Source organism: Agrobacterium sp. ST15.13.013 (assembly GCF_027956525.1).
Lineage (GTDB): Bacteria > Pseudomonadota > Alphaproteobacteria > Rhizobiales > Rhizobiaceae > Agrobacterium > Agrobacterium salinitolerans.
The window spans coordinates 268,940-293,657 of the sequence record NZ_JAQKGP010000003.1 but is presented as its reverse complement, the minus strand read 5'-3'; the positions used below and the strand labels follow the sequence as shown (position 1 = coordinate 293,657).

Genomic DNA, 24,718 nt, shown 5'->3' with positions numbered 1-24,718 from the left:
TAGAGCCCGCCCGGGTGCGGCACGTCTCCTCCGTAAAGGAGTGATTAGCAACTTATTGCAACAGTCGACGTTGATTAAACCGAGGGCGTGCTGGCGAATGATCGCGGGCATCCCTTTTCGGAGGGGTTAGTTTCAGGATTGCGCCATGAGCGGCAGCACGCGCCTGAGCCAACGTAACTGGTGTTTCGCATGCGCGATCCATATTCCATCCTCGGCGTGAAACGTGACGCCCGCCACGAGGACATCAAGGCCGCCTGGCGCACGAAGGCGAAAACCGTCCATCCAGACGCCAATCGCGACGATCCCGACGCCTCGGCGCGCTTTGCCGAGATCGGGCAGGCTTACGATCTTCTCAAAGACCCGAAAAAGCGCGATCTCTACGATCAAGCCCGCAAGGCGGCCGAAAAGAAACAGCGCGGCGAAACCATCATGCAGCAGCGAGAAGCCGCGCGCGAGGCTGCCGAGCGCGCCAAGGCCGCCGAAAAGCTGATGGAGGAACTGGCCCGTGCGGACGCCCGCAACCGGGCGCAGACCGGCCAGAAAGCCGATAGCAAACCGGAAAGCGCCGAAGACATCGTCGAGCGCATTTTTGGCGCCGACGCCCAGAACGATCCCAAGGTGCAGCAGGCGGCGGAAGCCGCAAAGGCGGCCGCGAGCGCTGCAAAAGGCGATATACCCGCAGCCACCGCCACCGGCGATGACAAGACGTCACCCGCCTCGCTTGCCGCCAATCTTTTCAGCGCGCTGGTGCGGCGGTTCCGTGCGCCGCAGCCGACTCCGGAAAAAGCGCCTGACATCACCGCTGAGGCCACCGTCACGGTCGCCGATCTGCTGGAGAAAAAATGGATTACCGTTTCTCTTGCCGATGAGCGGGAAGTTCGGTTTCAGCTCGAGCCCGGCATGACCGACGGACATGTGGTGCGGCTGAAGGGACAGGGGCTGAAGCTTCCCAACATCGCGCGCAGCGATCTTGCCGTGACATTGCTGACCGACCGAGAGGACGCTTTCTCCCTTCGTGGCTTCGATATTCACACGACCCTGCCGATATCGCTCAGCGACGCGGTTCTGGGGTGTGAAACGAAAGTCAAGACACCGCTCGGCGAAGAAAACATCACCATTCCGGCCTGGTCCGGCTCAGACCGTGTGCTGAGGCTTGCCGGCAAGGGCCTTGCCGACGGCAAGGGCGGCTCCGGCGATCTCGTCGTCGAATTGCGCATCGTCCTCTTGGAAAAGCCCGATGAAAAGGTGACCGACCTGATGCGGCACATGCGCGAAGGCCTTTATTTGTGAAAGTTTTGCGAATAGCCGGGACAACGCACCCTTTGTTACGCTCCCTAACAGTTGATGATCTTTGGCAATCTTGAACAGGATTGCAGCCTATGCCATAGGCAGGACCGATCATAAGTACTAGGGAGCACAAAATGGCTCAGGCATCCGGCCTCATGGCTGGCAAACGCGGCCTCATCATGGGTGTCGCCAATAATCGTTCCATCGCTTGGGGCATCGCCAAGGCCTGTGCCGACGCGGGCGCGGAAGTTGCGTTGACCTGGCAGGGCGATGCGCTGAAGAAGCGTGTAGAGCCGCTGGCGCAGGAACTCGGCGCCTTCATGGCCGGTCATTGCGATGTGACCGATCTCGAGACGATCGACGCCGTTTTTGCCTCGCTGGAAAAGCATTGGGGCAAGATCGACTTCGTCGTGCACGCTATTGCGTTCTCCGACAAGGACGAGCTGACCGGCCGTTACCTCGACACCAGCCGCGACAACTTCAACCGCACCATGGATATTTCCGTGTTCTCGCTGGCCGCCATTGCCAAGCGCGCCGAGCCGGTCATGAATGACGGCGGCTCGATCATCACGCTGACCTATTACGGCGCCGAAAAGGTCATGCCGAATTACAACGTCATGGGTGTGGCCAAGGCTGCTCTCGAGGCCAGCGTGCGTTATCTCGCCGTCGACCTCGGCAATCGCGGCATCCGCGTCAACGCCGTTTCCGCCGGCCCGATCAAGACGCTTGCAGCTTCCGGCATCGGCGACTTCCGCTATATTCTGAAGTGGAACGAATACAATGCGCCGCTGAAGCGCACCGTTTCCATCGAGGAAGTCGGCAAGTCGGCGCTGTACCTGCTGTCCGATCTTTCGACCGGCGTGACCGGCGAAATCCACCATGTCGATTCCGGTTACCACACCATCGGCATGAAGGCCGTGGATGCGCCTGACATCTCGGTGGTGAAGGACTAAGCCTGAAAAGTGTAAGAACGGGGTATCGCCTTGCTCGTCTATGTGATCCGGCACGGACAAACGGACTGGAATGCGATACGCCGGCTTCAGGGCCAGAAAGACATTCCGCTCAACGATTTCGGCCGCCAGCAGGCGGTCGGAAACGGCAGGCTCCTCGCGCAGCTTCTGGGAGAACAGGCCACGGATTTCGACTATGTGGCGAGCCCGCTCGGGCGCACGCGCGAGACCATGGAACTGATGCGCGGCGCGATGGGCCTCGATCCCAAGGCCTATCGCACCGACGATCGCCTGATCGAAGTTTCTTTCGGTGACTGGGAGGGACAGACCCTGCCGGAGCTGAAAAAAGAATTTCCCGACCGGGTGAAGGCGCGCAAGGCCAATAAATGGGATTTCATTCCGCCCGGTCAGGACGCGGAAAGTTACGAAATCCTCTCCTGGCGCATCGGCGCATGGCTTTCTTCGGTTGAGAGGCAAACCGTCTGCGTCTGCCACGGCGGTGTGATCCGCTCGATCTTCCGGCTGGTTTCTGGCATGGACAAGGACGAGGCGTCGAGAACGCAGATCCCGCAGGACCAGATCTTGAAGGTTCAGATCGACAGTAATAGTGCGGAGTGGATTTCTTGAGGGCTGTCAAGGTTTGCTAAGACTGGCAGGACATCGCGGCTCGTTTCTTCTCCCCGCCGGGGAGAAGGTGGGCCGAAGGGTCGGATGAGGGGGCGACGTCGCCGAATCCCTCTAGCCGTGCCCCCTCATCCCGCTGCCGCGGACTTCTCCCCGGCGGGGAGAAGAAACACGCGACACCCGCTCGTCTCGCAACGAAGGTTTGGCATAAGGCCAGGAGCTTACTCAACGACCTGAAGGTCGTCGACCACGCGTTTTCCATCCACTTCCGTGTAGAAAACCACGACCTTCACGCCCGCTTTCAAACCTTCAAAATTGAACTCCTCCGGCACGCGGTAGGTCTTGCCGTCGTTCAAGGTAATGCTCAGCCCATTGGCATCGATCTTGCTGATCGTGCCTTCCACATCGACGCTCTGGGCGTAGCCGTTAATAGGCATCAGGAGGTTGGCGGTGGCCAGAAGGGCGGCAATCATCATACGCATCGATCTAGCTTTCGTGGATTTGCGTGAAAACCTTACATGCATGAAGAATTGCCTTTCGAATGTGGCGGAAATTGCCCGCAACCATGACATTTTCAGCCCAATTGATGAACGGATTTCAAATCCTGTTCAAGCCGTTAGTGGTTTTTACACCGCATTTTCCGGCAATATTGGAAAACTCCGGTTTAAGGTGGAAAACCTCCGTCCCTTTACAATTTCGTCATCTCGGAAATCCGTTGAAACCGTCGAATCGCTTTGCGCCGCCCATCCCGGGGAGTGTCGTTTTTCGTCATTTCACCAGTCGTGAACGGTACGTCACCTCCATATCCCGTTTGCGATGAAAGAAAGGCTTTTGCCTTGCCCGGATTTTCCACTAAGACAAATCCGCTTGTTTTAAACGGCGCCGTCCACAGGCGCCCTGTTTCCGGTCTTGAGAACGATGTCGCATAACAGTTTCGGTCACCTTTTTCGCGTTACCACCTGGGGAGAAAGCCACGGGCCGTCGCTCGGCTGTGTGGTGGATGGTTGCCCGCCCGGCATCCGCTTTACCCTTGCCGAGCTGCAGCACTGGATGGACAAACGCAAACCGGGCCAAAGCCGTTTCGTGACCCAGCGCCGCGAGGACGACATCGTGAAAGTTCTGTCCGGCGTCATGCTGGATGAGGACGGCGAGACGATGACGACGACAGGCACGCCGATCTCCATGCTGATCGAAAATACCGACCAGCGCTCCAAGGATTACGGCGAGATCGCCAAACGTTTCCGCCCCGGCCATGCGGATTTCACCTATGACCTGAAATACGGCATTCGCGATTATCGTGGCGGCGGTCGCTCCTCCGCACGCGAAACGGCGGCGCGTGTTGCCGCCGGCGCAATCGCTCGCAAGGTGGTGCCCAGCCTCAACGTTCGCGGCGCGCTGGTGCAGATCGGCAAGCACAAGATCAACCGCGACAATTGGGATTGGGATCAGGTCGACCAGAACCCATTCTTCTGCCCCGATGTCGAGATGGTGCCCGTCTGGGAAGAATATCTCGATGGCATCCGCAAGGCTGGCTCTTCCATCGGGGCTGTGATCGAGGTGGTGGCGGAAGGCGTTCCGGCCGGCATCGGCGCGCCGATCTATGCCAAGCTCGATCAGGATATCGCCTCCAACCTGATGTCGATCAACGCCGTCAAGGGCGTGGAGATCGGCGAAGGTTTTGCGTCGGCCGAGCTTTCCGGCGAGGAAAATGCCGACGAGATGCGCATGGGCAATGACGGCAAGCCGATCTTCCTGTCCAACCATGCCGGCGGCATTCTGGGCGGCATTGCGACCGGCGAGCCTGTCATCGCCCGCTTCGCCATCAAGCCCACCTCCTCCATTCTGACGGAGCGCCTGTCCATCGATACCGATGGCAACAATGTCGATGTGCGCACCAAGGGCCGCCACGACCCCTGCGTCGGCATCCGCGCCGTTCCGATCGGTGAAGCGATGATCGCCTGCACCGTTGCCGACCATTATCTGCGAGACCGCGGCCAGACCGGCCGCTTGAAATAGAGGGAACCGCCATGGCCTATGACCAGAAACGCGTTGTCGACGCCATCCGCGCTTTCGAAGCCGGCGAAATCGTCGTCGTGACCGATGATGACGACCGTGAGAACGAAGGCGACCTGATCATTTCGGCGGTTCACTGCACGCCGGAAAAAATGGCGCTGATCGTGCGCCACACCTCCGGCATCGTCTGCGCGCCCATGCCGCGCGAGGAGGCCAAGCGGCTGAACCTCAACGCCATGGTGGCGGAAAACGACAGCGCGCATACGACGGCCTTCACCGTCAGCGTCGATTTCAAGCACGGCACCACGACCGGTATTTCAGCGGATGACCGTACCCTGACCGTGCGCAATCTCGCCAACCCGAATGTCGGCGCGTCGGATTTCACGCGGCCAGGCCACATCTTCCCGCTGATTTCCCGCGAAGGCGGCGTGCTGATGCGCTCCGGCCATACCGAAGCGGCCGTCGATCTCTGCCGGCTCGCCGGCCTGCCGCCCATCGGCGTCATCAGCGAGCTGGTGAATGACGATGGCAGCGTGATGCGCGGCCCGCAGGTTCTGGATTTTGCCGAAAAACACGGCATGAAGCACGTATCGGTCGCCGATCTCATCGCCTATCGCCAGCGCAAGGAAACGCTGGTGGAGATGGAATCCTCCTTCACCATCGAGACGCCCTTCGGGCCGGCGAAAGCGCAGACCTATTCGCTGCCCTGGGACCCGATGCAGCATATGGCGGTGATTTTTGGCGATATCCGCGACGGCGTCGACATCCCCGTGCGCCTGCATCCGGAAAACGTTGCCGATGACGTCTTCGGCGACCGCCAGCCGGTGCGGCACTATATGCAGAAGATTGCCGAAGAAGGCCGCGGTGTCATCGTTTATCTGCGCGAAGGCTCCGTTGGCGTCGGCCAGGTAGCTGGACGCCGCAAGGCGCGCGACCCGGATGAAGCGCATGCACAGGCCCGTTCTCGCGAAAACGAATGGCTGGAAATCGGCCTCGGCGCGCAGATTCTCAAAGACCTTGGCATCAGCTCCATCAAGCTGCTGACGACGCGCGAGCGGCATTATGTCGGGCTGGAAGGGTTCGGCATCCAGATTTCGGCGACGGATATCTGCTGATTTTAAGATTCAGTCTAGCTTCACAGCGCAATTGTGAGGCGAGCGTGTTCCGTTTGTTTCTTCTCCCCGCCGGGGAGAAGTCCGCGGCAGCGGGATGAGGGGGCGAGCTCTCCGCATATCGCTAGCGTTGCCCCCTCATCCGACCCTTCGGGCCACCTTCTCCCCGGCGGGGAGAAGAAATATGCCGCAACGCCTTGCTACAATATTGCCCAAAGCGCGAGAATACGTTGCGTTTGAAAACGCACTGGTCTGACAATATTCTCAATCGACCGACTTCATTTCTCCGCCCGCCAGCCCTCCAGATAATTCACGCTCTCCACCCCCGTAAACCGCGCCAGCCTCACCAGTTCCGCATCCAGCTTCTCCAGCCGTCCAGCCGAGGCGCGCACGCCCGGCTCCAGCCACAGGCGGCGTACATCCAGCGTGCTGCGCTTGCGATCCGCCTTCATGTCGATGCGGCCGATAAGCCTGTCACCCTCCAGAAGCGGGAAAACGTAATAGCCGTATTGCCGCTTCGGCTCCGGCACAAAGACCTCAATGCGGTAATAAAATCCGAACAACCGTTCCATACGGTTGCGGTCTCGCAACAGGGGATCGAAGGGGCTCAGCACACGAACGCGGGCGGAGGGTTCTGGCACGTCAGTCAGGTCAGCGGTAAAACCGGCAAAGGCATAGGACGGGCGGGCCGTGCCGTCGCGGGCGAGAAGCGACACCTCGCATAGCTCGTCGCGGTTGCTCTTGACCCAGTCCCTCGCCTCCTGCGGGGTGACGAGATCGAAAAAGGCGGCGATTTCGCCATGGGTGGCGAAACCCAGCCGCTTCAGCGCCTCGCGGCAGGCCCAGTCAACGAATTCGGCGTGCTCCACCTCGGTCTCGTGATGCTCCCCGGGAATGACCCGTTCGGCCAGATCATAGACCTTCTGGAAATTCACGCGGCCGGAAATGGCAAGCTTGCCGGTGTGCCAGAGATATTCAAGCGCGGTCTTGGAGGGATGCCAGTTCCACCAGCCGCCGGACTGGTGCCCCTCCTCCTTCAACTCCCGCGCCAGAACCGGACCGGTTGCGGCAATGCGCTGAAGCGTTTCGCCGAAAGCCGCGTCGAAACCCTCGCCGTGCCATTTGCGCCAGCGTTCCTGAATGATCGGCTCGCGGCGGCGGAAGCGATGTTTCCAATAGGGATAAAATTCCGTCGGCAGGATGGAGGCGTCATGCGTCCAGTGCTCGAAAAGCGCCCGGTCCTTTTCCAAGAGCGTGGTCAGATGGCCGCGCCTGTAGGTCTGGTTGCGGGAGAAAATAATCTGGTGGTGGGCGCGCTCCACCGTGCCGATGCTATCCACCTGCACAAAACCGATATCGGTGATGAGCTGCAGCAGGTCGCTCTTGGAAAGCGCCTTGCCGGGCGGAGAGGAAAGCCCCTGCCGCGCCAGAAAAATCCGCCTTGCCGCTTCGTTCGAAACCTTGATCGCCATGGTGGCGAAGGTAGAACGGCTTTTTCAGGATTGCAATGTTCTTTTTTTGTTCCTTGTTTCACTTCTGTTGATGACGGGGTATAGAACCGGAAACGAGCGTGAGGATGTAAGCTTGGAAATCCGTTTTAACGCCGCCGGTGTCGCTTTCGAGGGCCGGCAGGCCTTGCGGCCGCTGTCTTTGACCTTGACCGAACGGCGTGTCGGCGTGATCGGCCTTAATGGTTCCGGCAAGACTACCTTTGCGCGGCTGATCAACGGGCTGAACAGACCGAGCGAAGGCACGGTTTCGGTGAACGGTCTCGATACCGTGACGGACGCCAGGGCGGTCTTGCAGACGGTCGGCTTCATCTTCCAGAATCCGCAGAACCAGATCATCCTGCCGATCGTGCGCGACGACGTCGCCTTCGGGCTGAAGCAGCTCGGGCTTGGCAGAGCCGAGATCGAAAACCGGGTGAAGGCCGTTCTTGCCCGGCTCGGCATTTCTCATCTCGAAGAACGGCGCGCGCATGAGCTTTCCGGCGGCGAATTGCAGCTGGCGGCGCTGGCTGCGCTGCTGGTCACCGAACCGCAAATCCTCATTCTCGATGAGCCGACCAACCAGCTTGATCTCAAGAACCGCGCCATCGTGGAAATGACCATGGCGGCGCTGTCGCAGGCGCTTGTTGTCATCACCCACGATCTGCCGCTGGTTGCGGGTTTCGACCGGGTGCTGGTTTTCCATGAAGGCGCACTGGTTGCCGACGCCGCCCCAGAAGAAGCGGTGGCGCGCTATCTGGAGGTGGTATCGCGATGAAATCGCTGCATGTAGAAGGCACCGGCTGGCTCTACCGCGTCTCGCCGCGCCTCAAGCTCCTGACGCTCATGGGTTTCAGCATCGCATTGTTCCTCACCCGCGATCTGCTGGTTCTCGCAGGCGCGACGGTTCTGGCCGCCCTTATTCTGGGCGCTACGCGGCTGCCCTTCCGCGAGGTCGCTTTGCGGCTGCGGCCGGTGATGCTGACCATCTTCCTTGTCGCCGCCTTCAGTTATCTCCTGCTTACCACACATGACGCCAGCGTCAATCTCCTGCGGCTGACGGCGCTGGCGCTGCTTGCAACCGCCGTCACCATCACCGTCAGTATTTCGCAGTTCATGGACGAGATCACCCTTGCCGCTGCGCCGCTTGAAAGGCTGGGGCTGGTGAAGGCCGCCGATATCGGGCTTGCCGTCGGGCTGGTGGTGCGGTTCGTGCCTGAGATCGTCAATCGTTACCATGCGGTGCGTGATGCGCATCTGGCGCGCGGCCTGCCCGTGCGGATGGCCACCATCATCGTGCCGCTGGTGATTATGACGTTGAAGGATGCGGACGCCATTGCCGACGCCATTGACGCGCGCGGTTTCAGAGGCCAAAGCTGACGGCCAGATAACCATCCGGAGTTTCCGAGCCATGACAACCCGCGACCTCGTGCTGATTTCGCTGTTTTCCGCCATCATCATCGCACTCGGGCTTCTACCGCCGATCACGCTCGGTTTCATTCCCGTGCCCATCACCGCGCAGTCGCTCGGCGTCATGCTGGCGGGTGTCGTGCTGGGCGCGAAGCGCGGTACGCTTGCGGTTCTCCTGACAATTCTCATCGCTGCCATCGGTCTTCCTGTCCTGTCGGGCGGACGCGGCGGCCTTTCGATCTTCACCACGCCGACGACGGGCTTCCTGATCGGCTGGATCGCAGCTGCCTTCGTTACCGGCACGCTCTCGGAAAAACTCGTCAATCGCGGCCAGTCCGCTCTCACACAGGGCATCGGTTTCTTCGTCGCCAGCCTGATCGGCGGTGTGGTCGTGCTTTATGCTTTCGGCATCACCTATCTGGCGCTGGTCGTCGGGCTTGGTTTCGAAAAGGCCTTCATGGGCTCGCTCGCCTTCATTCCGGGCGATGCGCTGAAGGCCGTGCTCGCAGCCCTTGCCGGCCGCGCCGTGATGGCGGGTTATCCGCTTCTGCCGCAGCGTGCCTGAACGTTTTCTCCTGGAGGATAGAATGGCGACACGTCTTTACGAACATCCGATCTTCCTTGAACATATCACGCCCGAAGGTCACCCCGAGCGGCCGGACCGGCTGCGGTCGCTGAACATCGCGCTTGAACATCCGAATTTCGAGCGGCTGGAACGGAAGGAAGCGCCGCAGGCCAATGAGGATGCGGTGCTGCTGGCGCATCCGGAAGAGCATCTGCTTGCCGTCATGCGGCAGGTGCCCGAAGAGGATGGCGAGATCAACCGGATCGAGTCCGACACCTATCTCTCGCCAAAAAGCCTGCAGGCGGCGCTGACCGGCATTGGCGCTGCCATGGCGGCCGTGGATGACGTGTTTACCGGCTCGGCCGACAATGTCTTCGTCGCGGCCCGTCCGCCCGGCCACCATGCCGAGACAGCCAAGGCCATGGGTTTCTGTCTTTTCAACAATGTGGCGATTGCCGCCCGCCACGCGCAGAAGGCGCACGGCGCGGAGCGCGTGGCCATCATCGACTGGGACGTGCACCACGGCAACGGCACCCAGGACATCTTCTGGAACGACACGTCAGTGCTGTTCTGTTCCACCCATCAGATGCCGCTTTACCCGTGGAGCGGCGATAAAAACGAAACCGGCGTGAAGAACAATATCGTCAATGCGCCGCTTTCGCCCAACACCGGCAGCGAGCATTTTCGCGAAGCGTTCAAGTCGCGCGTGCTGCCGGCGATTGCCGATTTTTCGCCAGACCTCATCCTCATCTCCGCCGGTTTCGACGCGCATCACCGCGATCCGCTGGCGCAGATCAATCTGGTGGGCGAAGATTTCGACTGGGCGACGGGCCGACTTCTGGAAATGGCCGACAAATACGCCTCGAACCGGGTCGTCAGCCTGCTTGAAGGCGGTTATGATCTGGAAGGGCTGGCGGAATCGGCAGCCATGCATATTTTGAGAATGATGAAGGGTTGAACATGACGGAAAATGCCAACACAGCCGATGTCAGCGGTTATTCTTTCGAAAAAGCCGTCGCCGAGCTGGAAAGCATTGTCGCACGTCTGGAACGCGGCGACGTGGCGCTGGACGAATCCATCGCCATCTACGAGCGCGGCGAAGCCCTGAAGAAACATTGCGAGACGCTGCTGAATGCCGCCGAGAAGCGGATCGAGAAAATCCGTCTTGACCGGGCGGGCAAGCCGCAGGGCGTGGAGCCGCTGGACGGGGAGTGATCGGCCATGGCGGCAGCGTTTGGACGTGATTCCACAGGCTGCTACGTCCCCAATCAGCATACTCGACGTCATCCTCAGGCTTGACCCGAGGATCCATTGATTTCAACGGGTTGTGGATCCTCGGGTCAAGCCCGAGGATGACGGCAGGGGTGTTTCCATAACCGCAGTTAACGCAGCGTTCGATATCCCGACCCTCCCCCTCCCCATCCGTTATGCTAAACTCCCGCCAGACGATACGAGGAGCAAGCCATGTCCTTCTTTCCCGGTAACGATCCCGTCGCGGGTGATGCTTTTGCCTGCGACGCCATCGAGAACCTCATCATTCCCCGCACCAGCGATATTGGCGGCTTTGCGGTGCGGCGTGCGCTGCCGACCCGGCAGCGGCGGCTTGTCGGCCCGTTCATCTTTTTTGACCGCATGGGCCCGGCGATCCTGAAGGCCGGTGAGGCGCTTGATGTGAAGCCGCATCCGCATATCGGCCTTTCCACCGTCACCTATCTGTTCGACGGCGAAATCAAGCATCGCGACAGTCTCGGCACCGAGCTTGTCATCCGCCCCGGCGACATCAACCTGATGACGGCCGGGCGCGGCATCGTGCATTCGGAACGCACGCCGGAAAACCTGCGCGGCCATCCGCTGTCCATGTCCGGCCTGCAGACATGGCTTGCCCTGCCAGACCATATGGAAGAAATCGCACCCGCCTTTGCCCATACGGCCAAGGAAGACATGCCGCTGATCGATATCAAGGGCGCGTCCGGCCGGGTGGTGATCGGTGAATTCGAGGGGCTCACCTCCCCTGTTTCGGCCTTTACCGATACGCTTTATGTCGACCTGACTCTGGAACCGGGTGTAAAGTTTCCCTTTTCCGCCGACCATGAAGAACGGGCGATCTATATTCTCTCCGGCTCGCTGGATGTGGCCGGTGATATCTTCGCCGCCGACCAGCTCCTCGTTTTCCGGCCGGGCGACGACATCACTCTTCAGGCCGGCAGCAATGGCTGTCACATCATGATCTTCGGCGGGGCGGCGCTGAATGAGCGCCGTTACATCTGGTGGAACTTCGTTTCGTCATCAAAAGAACGCATAGAACAGGCCAAACAGGAGTGGAGAACCGGACGCTTCGATATTGTTCCCGGCGACGAAGAAGAGTTTGTCCCTTTGCCGGAAGGTTGAAATTCTATAGAAGTGTACGACATGCAAGGCCGAACCGTTGGCTTTCACCATGAAAGCCGCTCTGGCGCGCCCTGCTGACGACAAGAAAAGGCCGAACGATTGACCGGAATGCCACAGACACCATTGCTCGACCGGGTGAATTTCCCCTCCGATCTCAAGGAGATCGATGATCGCGACCTGCCGGAACTGGCGCGGGAACTGCGCGACGAGATGATTGACGCCGTGTCGAAAACCGGTGGCCATCTGGGGGCCGGCCTCGGTGTGGTGGAACTGACGATTGCCATTCACAAGGTCTTCAACACGCCGGAAGACCGACTGATCTTCGATGTCGGCCACCAATGTTATCCGCACAAGATCCTGACCGGCCGTCGTGACCGCATCCGCACGCTGCGCCAGGAAAACGGGCTTTCCGGCTTCACCCGCCGTGCGGAAAGCGACTATGACGATTTCGGCGCCGGCCATTCCTCCACCTCCATTTCCGCCGGTCTCGGCATGGCGGTGGCGGCGGGTCTTGAAGGCAGCGACCGCAAGGTGATCGCCGTCATCGGCGACGGCTCGATGTCGGCGGGCATGGCGTTTGAGGCGCTCAACAATGCCGGCGCGCTCGATGCGCGGCTGATCGTCATCCTCAACGATAACGATATGTCTATTGCGCCGCCGACCGGCGCCATGAGCGCCTATCTGGCGCGGCTGGCCTCCGGCCGCACCTATATGGGTTTTCGCGATTTCGGCAAGAAACTGACGGCCTATCTCGGCAAGACCATCGACCGCGCCATTACCCGCGCAGTGACACATGCGCGCGGTTACGTAACCGGCGGCACGCTGTTCGAGGAGCTTGGCTTTTATCACATCGGCCCGATCGACGGTCACTCCTTCGATCACCTTTTGCCGGTGTTGCGCAATGTGCGCGACAACCAGAAAGGTCCCGTCCTCATCCATGTGGTGACCCAGAAGGGCAAGGGTTACGCGCCGGCGGAAGCGGCAGCGGACAAATATCACGGCGTCAACAAGTTCGACGTCATTACCGGCGCGCAGGCGAAAGCCAAGCCGAATGCGCCGAGCTATACCAGCGTCTTTGCCGAAGCCCTGATCCAGGAAGCGACGCTCGACGACAAGATCATCGGTGTGACGGCCGCCATGCCGAATGGTACCGGTCTCGACAAGATGGCCGAGCTTTTCCCGGCCCGCACCTTCGATGTCGGCATTGCCGAACAGCACGCCGTCACCTTCGCGGCGGGACTTGCGGCAGATGGTTACAAGCCGTTCTGCGCGCTTTATTCCACCTTCCTGCAACGCGGTTACGACCAGCTGGTGCATGATGTGGCCATCCAGAGCCTGCCCGTGCGTTTCCCCATCGACCGCGCCGGTTTCGTCGGCGCCGATGGACCGACCCATGCCGGCTCCTTCGACACGACGTTCCTTGCCACCCTGCCCGGCATGGTGGTGATGGCTGCATCGGACGAAGCGGAGCTGAAACATATGGTCCGCACGGCTGCAGCTTACGATGAAGGCCCGATTTCCTTCCGTTATCCGCGCGGCGAAGGTGTGGGCGTCGAAATGCCTGTACGCGGCGAGATTTTGCAGATCGGCAAGGGCCGCATCATCAAGGAAGGCTCCAAGGTTGCGCTGCTCTCCTTCGGCACCCGGCTTGCGGAATGCCTGGCCGCCGCCGAGGATCTGGATGCCGCCGGACTTTCGACCACGGTTGCCGATGCGCGCTTCGCCAAGCCGCTCGATCTCGACCTCATCCGCCAGCTTGCCAGCCATCACGAGGTTCTGGTGACCATTGAGGAGGGCTCTGTCGGCGGTTTTGGCGCACATGTGCTGCATTTCATGGCCAGTGCCGGTTTGCTCGACCACGGCCCGAAGGTTCGCACACTGACCCTGCCCGACCAGTGGGTGGAACAGGCAAAGCCCGAGACCATGTATGCCAATGCCGGCCTCGACCGGGCCGGCATCGTTTCCACCGTGTTCAATGCGCTTGGCCAGCGTCAGGCCGGCGTGGGATTTGCGGGCTGAATCACGCTTCCCAAGGTGAAGGAGGCGGGCAGATGATCCTGCCCCCCTCACGGTGTTATCCCGCCGCGCCATCAAGAAAGCCGACGACATTATCGATCCGCCCGTCGGCATCGCGGCTGACAACATCGGTGCCGCCGGCAACATCGTCTCCGTCAGGCGAAATCAGACGCCATGAGAAACGGGTGAAATCGCCGTGTCCGTCAGGGGTTCCCGTCAGCACGAAGCGATATCCGGGAAACTTCTGCCGCGCCGCCTCGATCATCGCGGCGATCCCCTTCTGGCCCTCGCCCTGCATCAGGGGATCGATATAACGGGCGGTTTCGGCCCATGCCTTGTTTACCAACTGCTTGCGGCGTTCGCCGTCTTCCTCGTTCCAGACCGCGAGATAGGTTTCGGCGATTGCGAGATGCTGTGTCATGATTGTTCTCCTGTGGGTTGACGGCCCAAACATGCCGGGGTCTGGGAAGCGGAACAATTACCTGCGAGGTAATCGCATTGGCGATATCTTCTGCTAGGCTGCGGGGCATGACACATCATCGAGAACATGTCGGCCAGGTGCTGAAAGAATGGCGAGCTCGCCGCAGATTGAGCCAGCTCGATCTGGCGGTAGAGGCTGACATATCCACGCGCCATCTGAGTTTTGTGGAAAGCGGGCGCTCATCTCCCAGCCGTGACATGCTGGTGAGGCTGGCGGAGCAGCTTTCAATGCCCGCCCGCGCCGCCAACCGGCTGATGCTGGCGGCAGGTTATGCGCCTGTTCATTCCGAACGATCGCTGGATGCACCTGACATGGCAGCAGCGCGGCAAGCCGCCGAAACCGTGGTGCATGGGCACATGCCCTTCCCCGCTCTTGCCGTTGACCGGCACTGGAACGTGGTTCTTGCCAATGATGCGATCACATCGCTGCTCGCCGGCGTTTCCGCCGAACTGCTTCAGTCGCCGCTCAATGCGTTGCGGCTGAGCCTGCATCCCGATGGCTTGAGTTCCCGCATCGTCAACCTTGCCGAATGGCGGCACCACCTGCTGGAACGGCTGAAACGTCAGGTGGAGGAAACGGGAGACGACGTACTTTCCCGCCTGAAAGCAGAGCTTGCGGCCTATCCCGCACCGAAGCTTTCTGCCTATACCGCCGGTGCCGATCCGCTGGCGATACCTCTCCAGCTTCGTGATCCGTCCTCGGGCGCTATCCTGAGCTTCATTTCAACCACCACGGTTTTCGGCACTGCCACCGACGTGACACTGTCCGAGCTGGTGCTGGAATGTTTCTACCCCGCCGATGCGGCAACCCGCGAAGCACTGATGCCCAGCACCAAGGAGTAAGGCCCATGCACACCACCTATCTTATCGGCTTTCAGGTGCGCCCCGGCCAGCGCGAGCGTTTTCTCGAATTGCTGAACGCGCTGCTCGACGCCATGCGACACGAGAAAACCTTCGTGAACGTAACCCTGCACCGGGATGGCGAGAACGAGAACCGCTTCCTGCTGCATGAGACCTGGAGCGACCATCAGGACGTCATCGACGTTCAGATCCACCGGCCCTATCGCCAGGCATGGCACGACGCCCTGCCAGAGCTTCTCGACGCCCCGCGCGATATTTCCGTCTGGCGCCCCATGCGGGCAGATCACGCCGCATAGATCGACGAGCGGGACAACAATCAAAGCCGAATGGCCGTCTCCTCTTTCGCCGTCTTGATGACGACCATGGTGAAAAAGCGCGCCACATTGTGCTGGTCGCGGAACAATCGGTCACACAGGGCGTCGAATTCTTCCATATCCCGCAGGCGCAACATCAGCACCACATCTGTTGCGCCTGTGACGGCATAAGCCTGTGACACGGCCTCTTCGGCGCTGGCAATATCCAGAAAGCGACGCATCTGCTGCTCACCGTGCAGTTTCAGCTCAACCGTCACCAGAGCCTTGAGGACGCGTCCCGCCTTTGCCGGGTTGAGGATCGCCACGATGCGGTCGATCACGCCGGACTTGCGCAACCGCTGCAGGCGGCGCAGGCAGCTGGATGGAGACAGCCCCACCTCGTCGGCCATATCCAAATTGGTGCGCGAGGCATCGTTCTGCAAAAGGTTCAGAAGTTTCCGGTCGATCCTGTCCATGCCGGCAGCATAATGCCCACCGATATCTTTGCAATAAAATTGCATAAAACTGCAATCTTTGATCGCAAATGCGAATGGGCCGGCAGTAGTGATTGGGAACAATCTTCAGGAGAGCCTTCACATGTCAGTTCTTCAGTCCATCTGGCAAAAAACGCGGGAAACGCTTGCAATCTACTGGGTGCTGGTGCGGATTACGGTTCCGATCGCAATACTGACCGAGCTGTTGTCGAGGATGGGCGCGATCGAGGCGGTGGCGCCTGCCTTTGCGCCGGTCATGAACCTCGTGGGGCTGCCGCCGGAGCTCGGTCTTGCCTGGCTGACCGCAATGCTGGTCGGCATATGGGGGGCCGTACCGCTCATCTTCACGCTTGTTCCCGCATCGTCGCTGACCGTTGCGGATATCACCGTTTTTTCGGCGCTCATCCTGTTCGCCCATGGCCTGCCCATCGAGCAGAAGATCATTGAAAAGGCGGGGCCCGGCATGATCGTCACCACGGCCCTGCGAATTGGAGGCGGATTGCTCTATGCCTTCATGTTGCATCACGTTCTGGAGGCGACGGGGTGGCTTTCCGCGCCGGTCAACCCTGCCTGGATTGCGATGAGCGCCACGCCCGAATGGTCCGCCTACTTCCTCGGCCTCGGGGAAACCATGGTCTGGATGTTCGTGATCCTCTTGGCACTTTCTCTTTGCCTTGAAATCCTCAGACTGACGCGCCTGCTGGCGCTGATGATGAAAGCGCTCTCGCCCTTGCTGCGTCTTGCGGGCATTCGCGGCGAGGCCGAACATCTCACCGCCATCGGGTTGTTTCTCGGCATTTCCTACGGCGCCGGCTTCCTGATCCGCGAGGCGCGATCGGGCACAATATCGCCCCGGCAGGTATTTCTGTCCTGCGTGTTCATGGGTTTTGCCCATAGCGTGATTGAAGACACGCTCGTGGTGATGTCGCTCGGCGCGGATGTCTATGGCGTACTGGCCGGACGGCTTGTTTTCGCCATTGCCGCGACCGCCGGCATTGCCGCCCTGCTTGACCGCCTGTCGGACGAACTGTTCTTTGCGCGAATGTTCCGGCTACAGGGCGCATAGAGCATGTTCAGGAAAAGCGCCAAAATAAAAAGAGGGCCTTTGGGCCCCCAATCCATAGGTTCGGTCTGAAAACCCGTCTCAGAACTCCGTCCAGTCCTGATCCTTGGCGGCCGGCGCTTCGGCCGCACCGCCGAAGGCGCGGGCGAGGCTCTGGCCAAGTGCACGGGCTGGCGATGCTACCGGCCGTGCGGTTGCGGAAGCCGGCTTGACCGGAGCCTTGCGAACCGGTGCGGCGGGCGCGGGCTGGAAGGCGGGCTTGGCGGAGGACTGGCGCGGCGCGGAATATCCTCCGGCACTGGCAACGGCAGCGCGCGCGCCGCCCATCCTGAACTGGCCGAGCAGGCCGTTCAGCGCTTCCGCCTCGCGCGCCAGCGAATGGCTAGCGGCGGTCTGCTGTTCCACCATGGCGGCGTTCTGCTGCGTGCCCTGATCCATCGTGTTTACAGCCGTGTTGATCTCCTGCAGGCCGGTTGCCTGTTCGCGGGAAGCGACGACGATGGCGCTGACATGGGCGTTGATCTCTTCGACTTCCGCCACGATGAGTTCCAGAGCCTTGCCGGTTTCATCGACCAGATTGACGCCGTTTTCCACCTGCTGGCTGGAGGCGCTAATAAGTGTCTTGATTTCCTTGGCGGCGTTGGCAGAACGCTGCGCAAGTTCGCGGACTTCCTGCGCAACCACGGCGAAACCCTTGCCGGCGTCACCGGCGCGGGCGGCTTCCACGCCGGCGTTCAAGGCCAGCAGGTTGGTCTGGAAAGCGATATCGTCGATGACGCCGATGATGTTACCGATTTCGCCCGAGGATTTCTCGATTTCGCGCATGGCGGCAACCGCCTTGCGGACCACGACACCGGATTTCTCCGCACCGGCGCGGGCGCGCTGAACCAGATTGCCGGCATCTTCTGCGCCGCGGGCGCTGTCGCGCACCGTGGTGGTGACTTCTTCGAGCGCTGCGGCGGTTTCCTCGATGGATGCCGCCTGTTGTTCGGTGCGGCGCGAAAGATCGTCGGCGGCGGAGAGCATTTCCGCGGCACCGGCATTGATCGCGGCTGCATTCTCACCGACGGTGCGCAGCGCCTGCTGGAGTTTTTCGACGGCGCTGTTGAAATTCACGCGAACGGGATCGATGGCGGGCGCAAAAGGCGTCTCGATGCGATAGGAAAGATCGCCATCTGCGAGAGCGGCAAGGCCCTTGCCAAGCTCGGCGCTGGCAAAAGCGCTGGCGGCTTCGTCCTTGGCCTTTTCTTCCTCGTTGCGGCGGCGTTCAGCCTCTGTCGCGGAGCGCATGCGATCGGTCTCGCCGGCAAGGCGGGACTTTTCGAGACCAGCTTCCTTGAAGACAAGAACCGCCTTCGCCATCTTGCCCACTTCGTCTCCCCGATCCGTGGCGGGTACTTCCGTCGTCAGATCGCCATCGGCAAGCCGGCTCATGGCCGCCGTCATGCCGACAATCGGCGTAACGATGGAGCGCGACAGCGCCCAGATAAGGGCAACGGCCAGAAGACCGGCAACCGCGCCGCCGCCCAGAAGCGCATATTTGAGGTGGAGCGCGGCTGCCTGCTGTTCTGCGGCGTAAGCGGCGGACAGACCGTTCAGCTGCTCCTTGATCTTGGCGGCGGAGGCGCGGAAGCCGTCGAGCTGGCCCTTGGCCTGATTGCGGCCGATCTCGATGATGTCGGAAATCGGCGCTTCGGTCGTCTTGCGCGCGGCAATCTGCGGTTCCGCCAGTTCCTTGAAGAAGACGGTCGCCGATTTTTCCATATCGTCAATGGATTTCAGAATTTCGGGCTCACCGGCGGCCAAAGTGCGCGCCTCATTCAGCTTCTTCAGCATGATGTCGCGCTGAGCGAAAACATCACTATAGGTGCTATCGCTGCGAAACAACAGAAAGCCGCGCTGGTTAACGGCCTGCTCCAGCATGGCGGCCGTCGCACCATCCACGGCGTGCATGATGTTGTTGGTGCGATTGTTCTCAATCGCGATTCGCTCGCTCCCCAGCGTCTGCCAGAATACGACCGCGGAAGCGAGCAGGCACACGCTCATCAATGCACAGAAGGTGGCAATAAGCTTCAGGTTAATGGGGAGGTTTTTCAGCGACATCGCAAACTCTCTCGGCGACCCGATGCCTCGAAGCAAGCGTCTGCGCTGCAACGGCCGCAATTTTGTGAATGGGAGGAGACGCCGTCATGGCAGGTTCCGGCGGCCGCACGGGCCGTGGGCACAAAGTGCAATACAAGCCTTTATATTGGATTAATCGAACATTCGGACTTTGCGGTGCAACATCCATGGAAGGCGACGGGCATCGCCGGTCCCTTTTCGCGATAAATTGCTTGCATCGGCGGGGTTTGGCGGTCATTGACACGGGACCATGTCCAAAACATCTGAAAATGAACGGCTTGACCAGCTTCTTGTGTCGCTCGGCCACTTTGCCAGCCGCTCGCGTGCGCGCGACGCGGTTGCGCGCGGCACCGTCAGCGTCAACGGCAAAATCGTCACCAAACCGAGCCAGACGGTCGCCGGCGATGCCGAAATCGCTATCAGCGACCCGGCACAGTCCTATGTTTCCCGCGCGGCGCTGAAACTCGTGGCCGCGCTCGATCATTTCCGGCTCGATCCTTCGGGCCATGACTGTCTCGACGTCGGCGCTTCGACGGGCGGTTTCACCGAGGTGCTGCTGGAACGTGGCGCCAGACACGTCATCGCCATCGATGTCGGCCACGGACAGATGCATGCAAGGATCGAGAACGATCCGCGTGTCACCAATCTGGAGGGGCTGAATGCCCGCTTCCTGACGGCGGAAGATATCGATGACCGGCCCATCGGCTTCATTGTCTCCGACGTGTCCTTCATTTCGCTGAAGCTCGCGCTTGCTCCGGCGCTCGAACTTGCTGAGCATGGTGCTCTCGCGGTTCTGCTGGTGAAACCGCAATTCGAGGCGGGGCGTGATGCCATCAGCAAGGCCGGGCTTCTGAAAGAGCCGGAAACGGCGCCTGCCGTGGCCGCCGAGCTGGAGCGCTGGCTGACGGAAGACATGGGCTGGAAAAGCCTCGGCCTCATTCCTTCGCCAATTTCCGGCGGCGACGGCAATATCGAATTTCTTCTCGGAGGCGAAAAGCCATGAGCACACAGACCGTCACCATCAAGAGCCTCGGCGCGCAGGGCGACGGCATCGCGCACTGTCCCGACGGCCCGGTCTATGTGCCCTTCGCACTGCCTGGAGAAACGGTGGCCATCGCCAAGGTGAAGGATCACGGCACCGTCATGTCGATAACGGCAGCCTCGGCGGAGCGCCGTGAACCGGCCTGCCGCCACTTCGGTCCCGATGGCAAGAACGGCACCTGCGGCGGCTGTTCGCTGCAGCATCTTTCCGATCAGCCTTACCACGCCTACAAGCGGGAGCTGGTGGTTACGGCACTGAAATCGAAGGGCCTGACTCCCGATGTCGACGATCTCGTCATCTGTCGTCCCGGCGAGCGCCGCCGCGCGGTGTTTGCCGCCCGCAAGACGGAAAAGGGCCTGCTGCTCGGTTTCAGCCAGGCGAACAGCCATCACATCGTCGCCATCGAGGAGTGTCCGGTCACATCGCCCGGCATCGTTTCGCGGCTGGATGCTATCAGAGCCATCGGCCTTTCCATGGTGGCGAATGCCGAACCGTTCCGCATCACCGTTCTCGAAACGCTCTCGGGTCTCGATATTTCGGTCGAAGGCATCAAGTCGGTCAGCGACAAGCAGCGGCGCACACTCACGGAAACGGTGCTTTCCATGCGCGGCATTGCCCGTGTTTCGCTCTCAGGTGAAATTCTGATCGAACCGCAAAAGCCGATCATCGAATTCGGTGGCGTTGCGGTTTCCCCGCCAGCCGGTAGTTTCACGCAGGCGACGAAGCAGGCGGAAGACGCCATGGCCGAGCTGGTGCTGGCCCATGTTGGCAAGTCCAAACGTATTGCCGATCTTTTCTGCGGTTCCGGCACTTTCGCGCTGAGGCTCGCACGCATCGGCAAGGTGCATGCGGTGGAAGCGGAAGACAAGCCATTGAAGGCGCTGGATTTCGCCGCCCGCAACACACAGGGCCTGAAACCGGTGAGCGTCGAGAAACGCGACCTTTTCCGCCGGCCGCTGATGACAAGCGAACTGAAGAATTACGATGCCGTCGTGTTCGATCCGCCGCGCGCCGGTGCGGAATTCCAGTGCAAGGAACTGGCCCGCAGCACGGTGAAGAAGATCGTTGCGGTGAGCTGCAATCCGCTGACGCTTGCGCGCGATCTCACCATCCTTACGGAAGGCGGCTATCGCATCACCCGCGTCACGCCGGTCGACCAGTTCCTGTGGTCGCCGCATGTGGAAGCGGTGGCGACGCTGGAGAAATAATCACCAGGCCGTATCGACCGTGCCGTTGCCGACGACCCCCGAGCACCGGCAGGCGCCGCCAACACGGCCGCGCTCGATAGGGCAGATATAGGGCCGGCGGCGATTGGCGCTCTCCGGCGGGGTGATGACGCAGACGAAACGGGCGCGGCGCTGGCGGTCGCGGTTGCTGCCGGAGTAATGATCCGAGCCATCGTCTTCGGTAATGACGGATTGCGCCAGAATGACATTGCCGGCGGAAGCCGCCGGAGGGCGCGTTATCGCCGCCGCTTCGGTGACAGTGGCGGCGCAGAGGAAGACGGACAGGGCGAAAACGACGTGACGCATGCGGTTGGCTTTCGGGCGTAGAGCTTGTACGATCCGGTCTTGGTCGGACCGATTTGATCGACCATACATAATCCACCTTCGCAAGCACAGTGGCTTCAAACTTCCGACGATGCCGCCGGCTTCTTCTCCCCGCCGGGGAGAAGGTGGCCCGAAGGGTCGGATGAGGGGGCTAGCTCTCGGTATATCTCCACCGTCGCCCCCTCATCCCGCTGCCGCGGACTTCTCCCCGGCGGGGAGAAGAAACAAGCGGCGGGCTTCCCGATTCCCGCGGCACTCAGCGACGCATGAATGCCTCGAAGGCGGCGCGCGCTTCCGCACTCTGCAGCTGCGCGATGAAATGGCGGCCTTCCTCTTCGATGCGGGCCAGTATGTCCTGCGGATTGCCGCGAACCAGATCGCGGGCGATCTTCAGCGCCTGCTGCGGTTTGGCCGCAAGCCGGGTGGCGAGCGCCAGCGTTTCGCTTTCCACATGTTCAGGGGCGACGACTTTCCAGATCATTCCGGCCTGCAATGCCTGCTCGGCGGAAAAACCTTCGCCCATGGCAAGCAGCGCAAAGGCGCGCTGGTGTCCCATGAGTTTCGGCACGAGCAGGCTGGAGGCCGCTTCCGGCACCAGAGCGAGGTCCACGAATGGGGTTTTGAACAGGCTGCGGCTGGAGGCGACCGTCAGGTCGCAATGCAGGTTCAGCGTCGTGCCGATGCCGATGGCGAGCCCGTCGACGCCGGATACCATCGGCTTTTCGAAGGCGACGAGCGCTTTCAGAAGCTCAAGCGCGGCGAGTTTGCCCTTGCCGCCCGACATGGCGAAGGCGAGGAAATCGGCCATGTCGTTACCGGCGGAGAAGCAGCCTTCCGTGCCGAGAAAGGCGACGACGCGAATTTCCGGGTCCGCATTGGCGGCATGCAGGGCGTCTGCCATGCGCAGATACATGGCATCGGTGATGGCGTTTTTCTTGTCCGGCCGGTTGAAGCGGATGGTCGAGACTTCCGGCGCATGGCCGACGCGCTCGACGAGAATGTGTTCGTCCGACATCTGAGCCTCCTCAAGCCAATACGGTGCGGGCGGCGGCAAGGCTTGCCGCACCTGATATAACGCGATCCTTCAGCGCCGTCGTTTCCGCCAGCAGGTTTTCCGCTGCAAACCGGCAAAGGGCGGCGCGATGCCCGCCCCTGCCATCATCGACGGCGGCCAATGCGCCCTTGGCGAGATAGGCGCCTGTCAGCGCCAGGCCGAAGAGCCGCTGATAGGCCGTCGCTCCGGCAAGCGCGGTTTCGGTTTCGCCAGCCTTGATGCGCTCCAGCAGCCAGTCAGTCGTGATTTCCAGATCGTTGAGGCTCGATTCGAGATAACGGGCGGTCTCGCCAAGGTCATCGCGGTTAGACGCGGCCGTCCGGGCAGCAATCTCACGCAGCTCAGCGATGAAACCGCGCACCTGCGCACCCTCGGAGAGCGGCAGCTTGCGCAGCACCAGATCGATGGCCTGAATGCCGTTGGTGCCCTCGTAGATCGGCGCGATGCGAGCATCGCGTAGATAACGCGCAGCACCTGTTTCTTCAATGAAGCCCATGCCGCCATGCACCTGAATGCCCATGGAGGCGACATCGACGCCGGCATCGGTGGAGAAAGACTTGGCGATCGGGGTCAAAAGAGCAGCGCGCTCCTGCCAGTGAGCGCGCTGCGAGGCGTCTTCAGTCGCATGCGCCATGTCGATGGCATGCGCGCAGCTGAAAGAAATCGCCCGTGATCCCTGCGTCAGTGCCTTCATCGTCAGAAGTGTTCTGGCGATATCAGGATGTTCGATGATCGGGCTCATGCCGGAACCCTGCCAGCCGGGCGCCCTGCCCTGCGTGCGCTCCCTGGCGTATTCGATGGCCTTCTGGGTGGCGGCCTCGCAGATCGCCACGCCCTGCATGCCGACGGCAAGGCGGGCGTTGTTCATCATGGTGAACATGCAGGCGAGACCTTTGTTCTCCTCGCCGATCAGCCAGCCGAGCGCGCCCTTTTCGTCACCGAATTTGCCATCGCCGAAGATCATCGTGCAGGTGGGCGAGCCGTGAATGCCGAGCTTGTGTTCCAGCGAATGGCAGAAAAGATCGTTGCGACTGCCCGGTGCGCCATTTTCATCGGGCAGGAACTTCGGCACGAGGAACAGCGAGATGCCGCGCGTTCCGGCCGGCGCATCCGGCAGGCGGGCGAGAACGAGGTGGATGATATTGTCCGCCGCGTCGTGTTCGCCCCAGGTGATGAAAATCTTCTGGCCGAAGATGCGGTAGGTGCCGTCGCCGTTGCGTTCCGCCCGGGTCTTCAGGACGCCGAGGTCCGAACCCGCATGCGGCTCGGTGAGGTTCATGGTGCCGGTCCATTCGCCGGAGACGAGTTTTGGCAGATAGGTGCGCTTCAACGCATCGCTGCCGTGGGCGACAAGGGCCTCCACCGCGCCCATGGTCAGCGTCGGGGCCAGCGCAAAGGCCATGGAGCCGGAATTCCACATTTCGAGTGCTGCGACATTCAGCATATGCGGCAGGTTCTGGCCGCCGAATTCTTCAGGCGCCGTGAGGCTATTCCAGCCCGCTTCCGCCCAGCGGCGGTAAAGATCGGCCCAGCCATCCGGTGTCGTCACCTTACCATCGGTTAGCTTTGCGCCCTGGCGATCGCCGATTTCGGCGAGAGGTGCGACCTCTGCGGTGGCGAAGCGGCCGGCTTCGTGCAGAATGGCATCGACCAGATCTTCCCCAAGGTCTCCCAGCGCACCCGCCGACAGCGCGTCTTCGAGACCCGCTACATGTTTGAGTGTAAAGGCGATATCGTCCACCGGCGCGCTATACATGCTGCCTCCTCCCGAAGCTCTGGCATCTTGCTACTGCCCTCGGGCTAAATGATTTTTACGTAAACGTCAATTTGAAAATTCCGGCCTATTCAGCGGGATTGTTATAAAACTGTCATGTGAATTTGTTCAGCATGCGCTGAAAGGCGCCTCGC

25 protein-coding genes are annotated in these 24,718 nt (G+C 61.1%); 17 read left to right on the top strand and 8 right to left on the bottom strand.

From position 1 onward, the window contains the following. The first annotated feature begins 189 nt into the window (after window positions 1–189). The 3 genes from PL597_RS05055 to PL597_RS05045 all read left to right on the top strand — a co-directional run bounded on the left by PL597_RS05055 (window position 190) and on the right by PL597_RS05045 (window position 2,864). A complete protein-coding gene (locus PL597_RS05055) occupies window positions 190–1,290 on the top strand; it encodes a DnaJ C-terminal domain-containing protein (RefSeq protein ID WP_271364697.1) in 1,101 nt (366 codons plus the stop codon). Between the two features lie 131 nt (window positions 1,291–1,421). After that, window positions 1,422–2,240 (top strand): enoyl-ACP reductase FabI, encoded by an 819-nt coding sequence (fabI, locus tag PL597_RS05050; protein WP_077982821.1) that lies wholly within the window; start codon window positions 1,422–1,424, stop codon window positions 2,238–2,240. A gap of 30 nt (window positions 2,241–2,270) precedes the next feature. After that, a complete protein-coding gene (locus PL597_RS05045) occupies window positions 2,271–2,864 on the top strand; it encodes a histidine phosphatase family protein (protein WP_271364696.1) in 594 nt (197 codons plus the stop codon). Window positions 2,865–3,082: 218 nt separating this feature from the next. Here PL597_RS05045 and PL597_RS05040 read toward each other — a convergent pair whose 3' ends face one another. Further along, the gene (locus tag PL597_RS05040; RefSeq protein WP_162520615.1) at window positions 3,083–3,343 is read right to left on the bottom strand and encodes a DUF1344 domain-containing protein; all 261 of its coding nucleotides are present in this window, start codon (window positions 3,341–3,343) and stop codon (window positions 3,083–3,085) included. 436 nt (window positions 3,344–3,779) lie between these two features. Between PL597_RS05040 and aroC the strand changes: the two genes are divergently transcribed. Continuing rightward, the gene (gene aroC / locus PL597_RS05035) at window positions 3,780–4,877 is read left to right on the top strand and encodes a chorismate synthase (RefSeq protein ID WP_271364695.1); all 1,098 of its coding nucleotides are present in this window, start codon (window positions 3,780–3,782) and stop codon (window positions 4,875–4,877) included. Window positions 4,878–4,888: 11 nt separating this feature from the next. Further along, entirely contained in the window at window positions 4,889–5,989 is a 1,101-nt protein-coding gene (ribB, locus tag PL597_RS05030; protein ID WP_077982825.1) for a 3,4-dihydroxy-2-butanone-4-phosphate synthase, read from the top strand. A gap of 275 nt (window positions 5,990–6,264) precedes the next feature. On the opposite strand, the gene PL597_RS05025 is transcribed toward ribB, so the two are convergent. Beyond that, on the bottom strand, window positions 6,265–7,458 hold the full coding sequence (locus PL597_RS05025; protein ID WP_271364694.1) for a winged helix-turn-helix domain-containing protein: 1,194 nt from the start codon (window positions 7,456–7,458) through the stop codon (window positions 6,265–6,267). Between the two features lie 112 nt (window positions 7,459–7,570). On the opposite strand from PL597_RS05025, the gene PL597_RS05020 reads away from it, so the two are divergent. The 7 genes from PL597_RS05020 (at window position 7,571) to dxs (ending at window position 13,855) form a co-directional block, all read left to right on the top strand. Continuing rightward, window positions 7,571–8,251: an energy-coupling factor ABC transporter ATP-binding protein gene (locus tag PL597_RS05020; protein ID WP_271364693.1), complete on the top strand. Its 681-nt coding sequence runs from the start codon at window positions 7,571–7,573 to the stop codon at window positions 8,249–8,251. Further along, entirely contained in the window at window positions 8,248–8,853 is a 606-nt protein-coding gene (locus PL597_RS05015; RefSeq protein WP_271364692.1) for an energy-coupling factor transporter transmembrane component T family protein, read from the top strand. The genes PL597_RS05020 and PL597_RS05015 overlap by 4 nt, the downstream gene beginning before the upstream one ends. Window positions 8,854–8,884: 31 nt before the next feature. Next, window positions 8,885–9,448, top strand: a complete 564-nt coding sequence (locus tag PL597_RS05010; protein WP_080856029.1) for a biotin transporter BioY — start codon at window positions 8,885–8,887, stop codon at window positions 9,446–9,448. Between the two features lie 22 nt (window positions 9,449–9,470). Then, window positions 9,471–10,406: a histone deacetylase family protein gene (locus tag PL597_RS05005; RefSeq protein ID WP_191217009.1), complete on the top strand. Its 936-nt coding sequence runs from the start codon at window positions 9,471–9,473 to the stop codon at window positions 10,404–10,406. A 2-nt stretch (window positions 10,407–10,408) separates the two neighbouring features. Continuing rightward, window positions 10,409–10,663 carry an exodeoxyribonuclease VII small subunit gene (locus PL597_RS05000; protein ID WP_003503059.1) on the top strand — a complete coding sequence of 85 codons (255 nt, stop codon included), beginning with the start codon at window positions 10,409–10,411 and terminating at the stop codon, window positions 10,661–10,663. A gap of 249 nt (window positions 10,664–10,912) precedes the next feature. After that, window positions 10,913–11,836 (top strand): pirin family protein, encoded by a 924-nt coding sequence (locus tag PL597_RS04995; protein WP_269834121.1) that lies wholly within the window; start codon window positions 10,913–10,915, stop codon window positions 11,834–11,836. Window positions 11,837–11,935: 99 nt separating this feature from the next. Continuing rightward, complete coding sequence (gene dxs / locus PL597_RS04990; RefSeq protein WP_271364691.1) at window positions 11,936–13,855, top strand: 1-deoxy-D-xylulose-5-phosphate synthase; 1,920 nt, start codon at window positions 11,936–11,938, stop codon at window positions 13,853–13,855. A 55-nt stretch (window positions 13,856–13,910) separates the two neighbouring features. Here the strand turns inward: dxs and PL597_RS04985 are convergent, their stop codons facing one another. Further along, complete coding sequence (locus PL597_RS04985; RefSeq protein ID WP_137409873.1) at window positions 13,911–14,273, bottom strand: nuclear transport factor 2 family protein; 363 nt, start codon at window positions 14,271–14,273, stop codon at window positions 13,911–13,913. Between the two features lie 107 nt (window positions 14,274–14,380). Here PL597_RS04985 and PL597_RS04980 point away from each other — a divergent pair, with 107 nt between their 5' ends. Both PL597_RS04980 and PL597_RS04975 read left to right on the top strand, forming a co-directional pair. Further along, window positions 14,381–15,175, top strand: a complete 795-nt coding sequence (locus PL597_RS04980) for a helix-turn-helix domain-containing protein (RefSeq protein ID WP_271364690.1) — start codon at window positions 14,381–14,383, stop codon at window positions 15,173–15,175. Window positions 15,176–15,180: 5 nt separating this feature from the next. After that, the gene (locus PL597_RS04975) at window positions 15,181–15,489 is read left to right on the top strand and encodes a putative quinol monooxygenase (RefSeq protein WP_137409871.1); all 309 of its coding nucleotides are present in this window, start codon (window positions 15,181–15,183) and stop codon (window positions 15,487–15,489) included. Between the two features lie 20 nt (window positions 15,490–15,509). Here the strand turns inward: PL597_RS04975 and PL597_RS04970 are convergent, their stop codons facing one another. Further along, window positions 15,510–15,962, bottom strand: a complete 453-nt coding sequence (locus PL597_RS04970) for an Lrp/AsnC family transcriptional regulator (protein ID WP_137410964.1) — start codon at window positions 15,960–15,962, stop codon at window positions 15,510–15,512. Window positions 15,963–16,083: 121 nt separating this feature from the next. Here PL597_RS04970 and PL597_RS04965 point away from each other — a divergent pair, with 121 nt between their 5' ends. Then, complete coding sequence (locus PL597_RS04965; protein WP_271364689.1) at window positions 16,084–17,046, top strand: nucleoside recognition domain-containing protein; 963 nt, start codon at window positions 16,084–16,086, stop codon at window positions 17,044–17,046. 78 nt (window positions 17,047–17,124) lie between these two features. Here the strand turns inward: PL597_RS04965 and PL597_RS04960 are convergent, their stop codons facing one another. Continuing rightward, window positions 17,125–19,146, bottom strand: coding sequence for a methyl-accepting chemotaxis protein (locus PL597_RS04960; RefSeq protein WP_077982837.1), 2,022 nt, complete (start codon window positions 19,144–19,146; stop codon window positions 17,125–17,127). A gap of 268 nt (window positions 19,147–19,414) precedes the next feature. Here PL597_RS04960 and PL597_RS04955 point away from each other — a divergent pair, with 268 nt between their 5' ends. Both PL597_RS04955 and PL597_RS04950 read left to right on the top strand, forming a co-directional pair. Then, a complete protein-coding gene (locus PL597_RS04955; protein WP_271364688.1) occupies window positions 19,415–20,167 on the top strand; it encodes a TlyA family RNA methyltransferase in 753 nt (250 codons plus the stop codon). Beyond that, window positions 20,164–21,414, top strand: a complete 1,251-nt coding sequence (locus PL597_RS04950) for a class I SAM-dependent RNA methyltransferase (protein WP_173988268.1) — start codon at window positions 20,164–20,166, stop codon at window positions 21,412–21,414. Before PL597_RS04955 ends, PL597_RS04950 begins: the two co-directional genes overlap by 4 nt. Here PL597_RS04950 and PL597_RS04945 read toward each other — a convergent pair whose 3' ends face one another. The 3 genes from PL597_RS04945 to PL597_RS04935 form a co-directional block, all read right to left on the bottom strand. After that, a complete protein-coding gene (locus PL597_RS04945; RefSeq protein WP_269823276.1) occupies window positions 21,415–21,738 on the bottom strand; it encodes a hypothetical protein in 324 nt (107 codons plus the stop codon). Window positions 21,739–22,012: 274 nt separating this feature from the next. Further along, window positions 22,013–22,771 (bottom strand): crotonase/enoyl-CoA hydratase family protein, encoded by a 759-nt coding sequence (locus PL597_RS04940; protein WP_271358975.1) that lies wholly within the window; start codon window positions 22,769–22,771, stop codon window positions 22,013–22,015. Between the two features lie 10 nt (window positions 22,772–22,781). Beyond that, window positions 22,782–24,566, bottom strand: coding sequence for an acyl-CoA dehydrogenase (locus tag PL597_RS04935; protein ID WP_269823278.1), 1,785 nt, complete (start codon window positions 24,564–24,566; stop codon window positions 22,782–22,784). Window positions 24,567–24,718 lie beyond the last annotated feature (152 nt).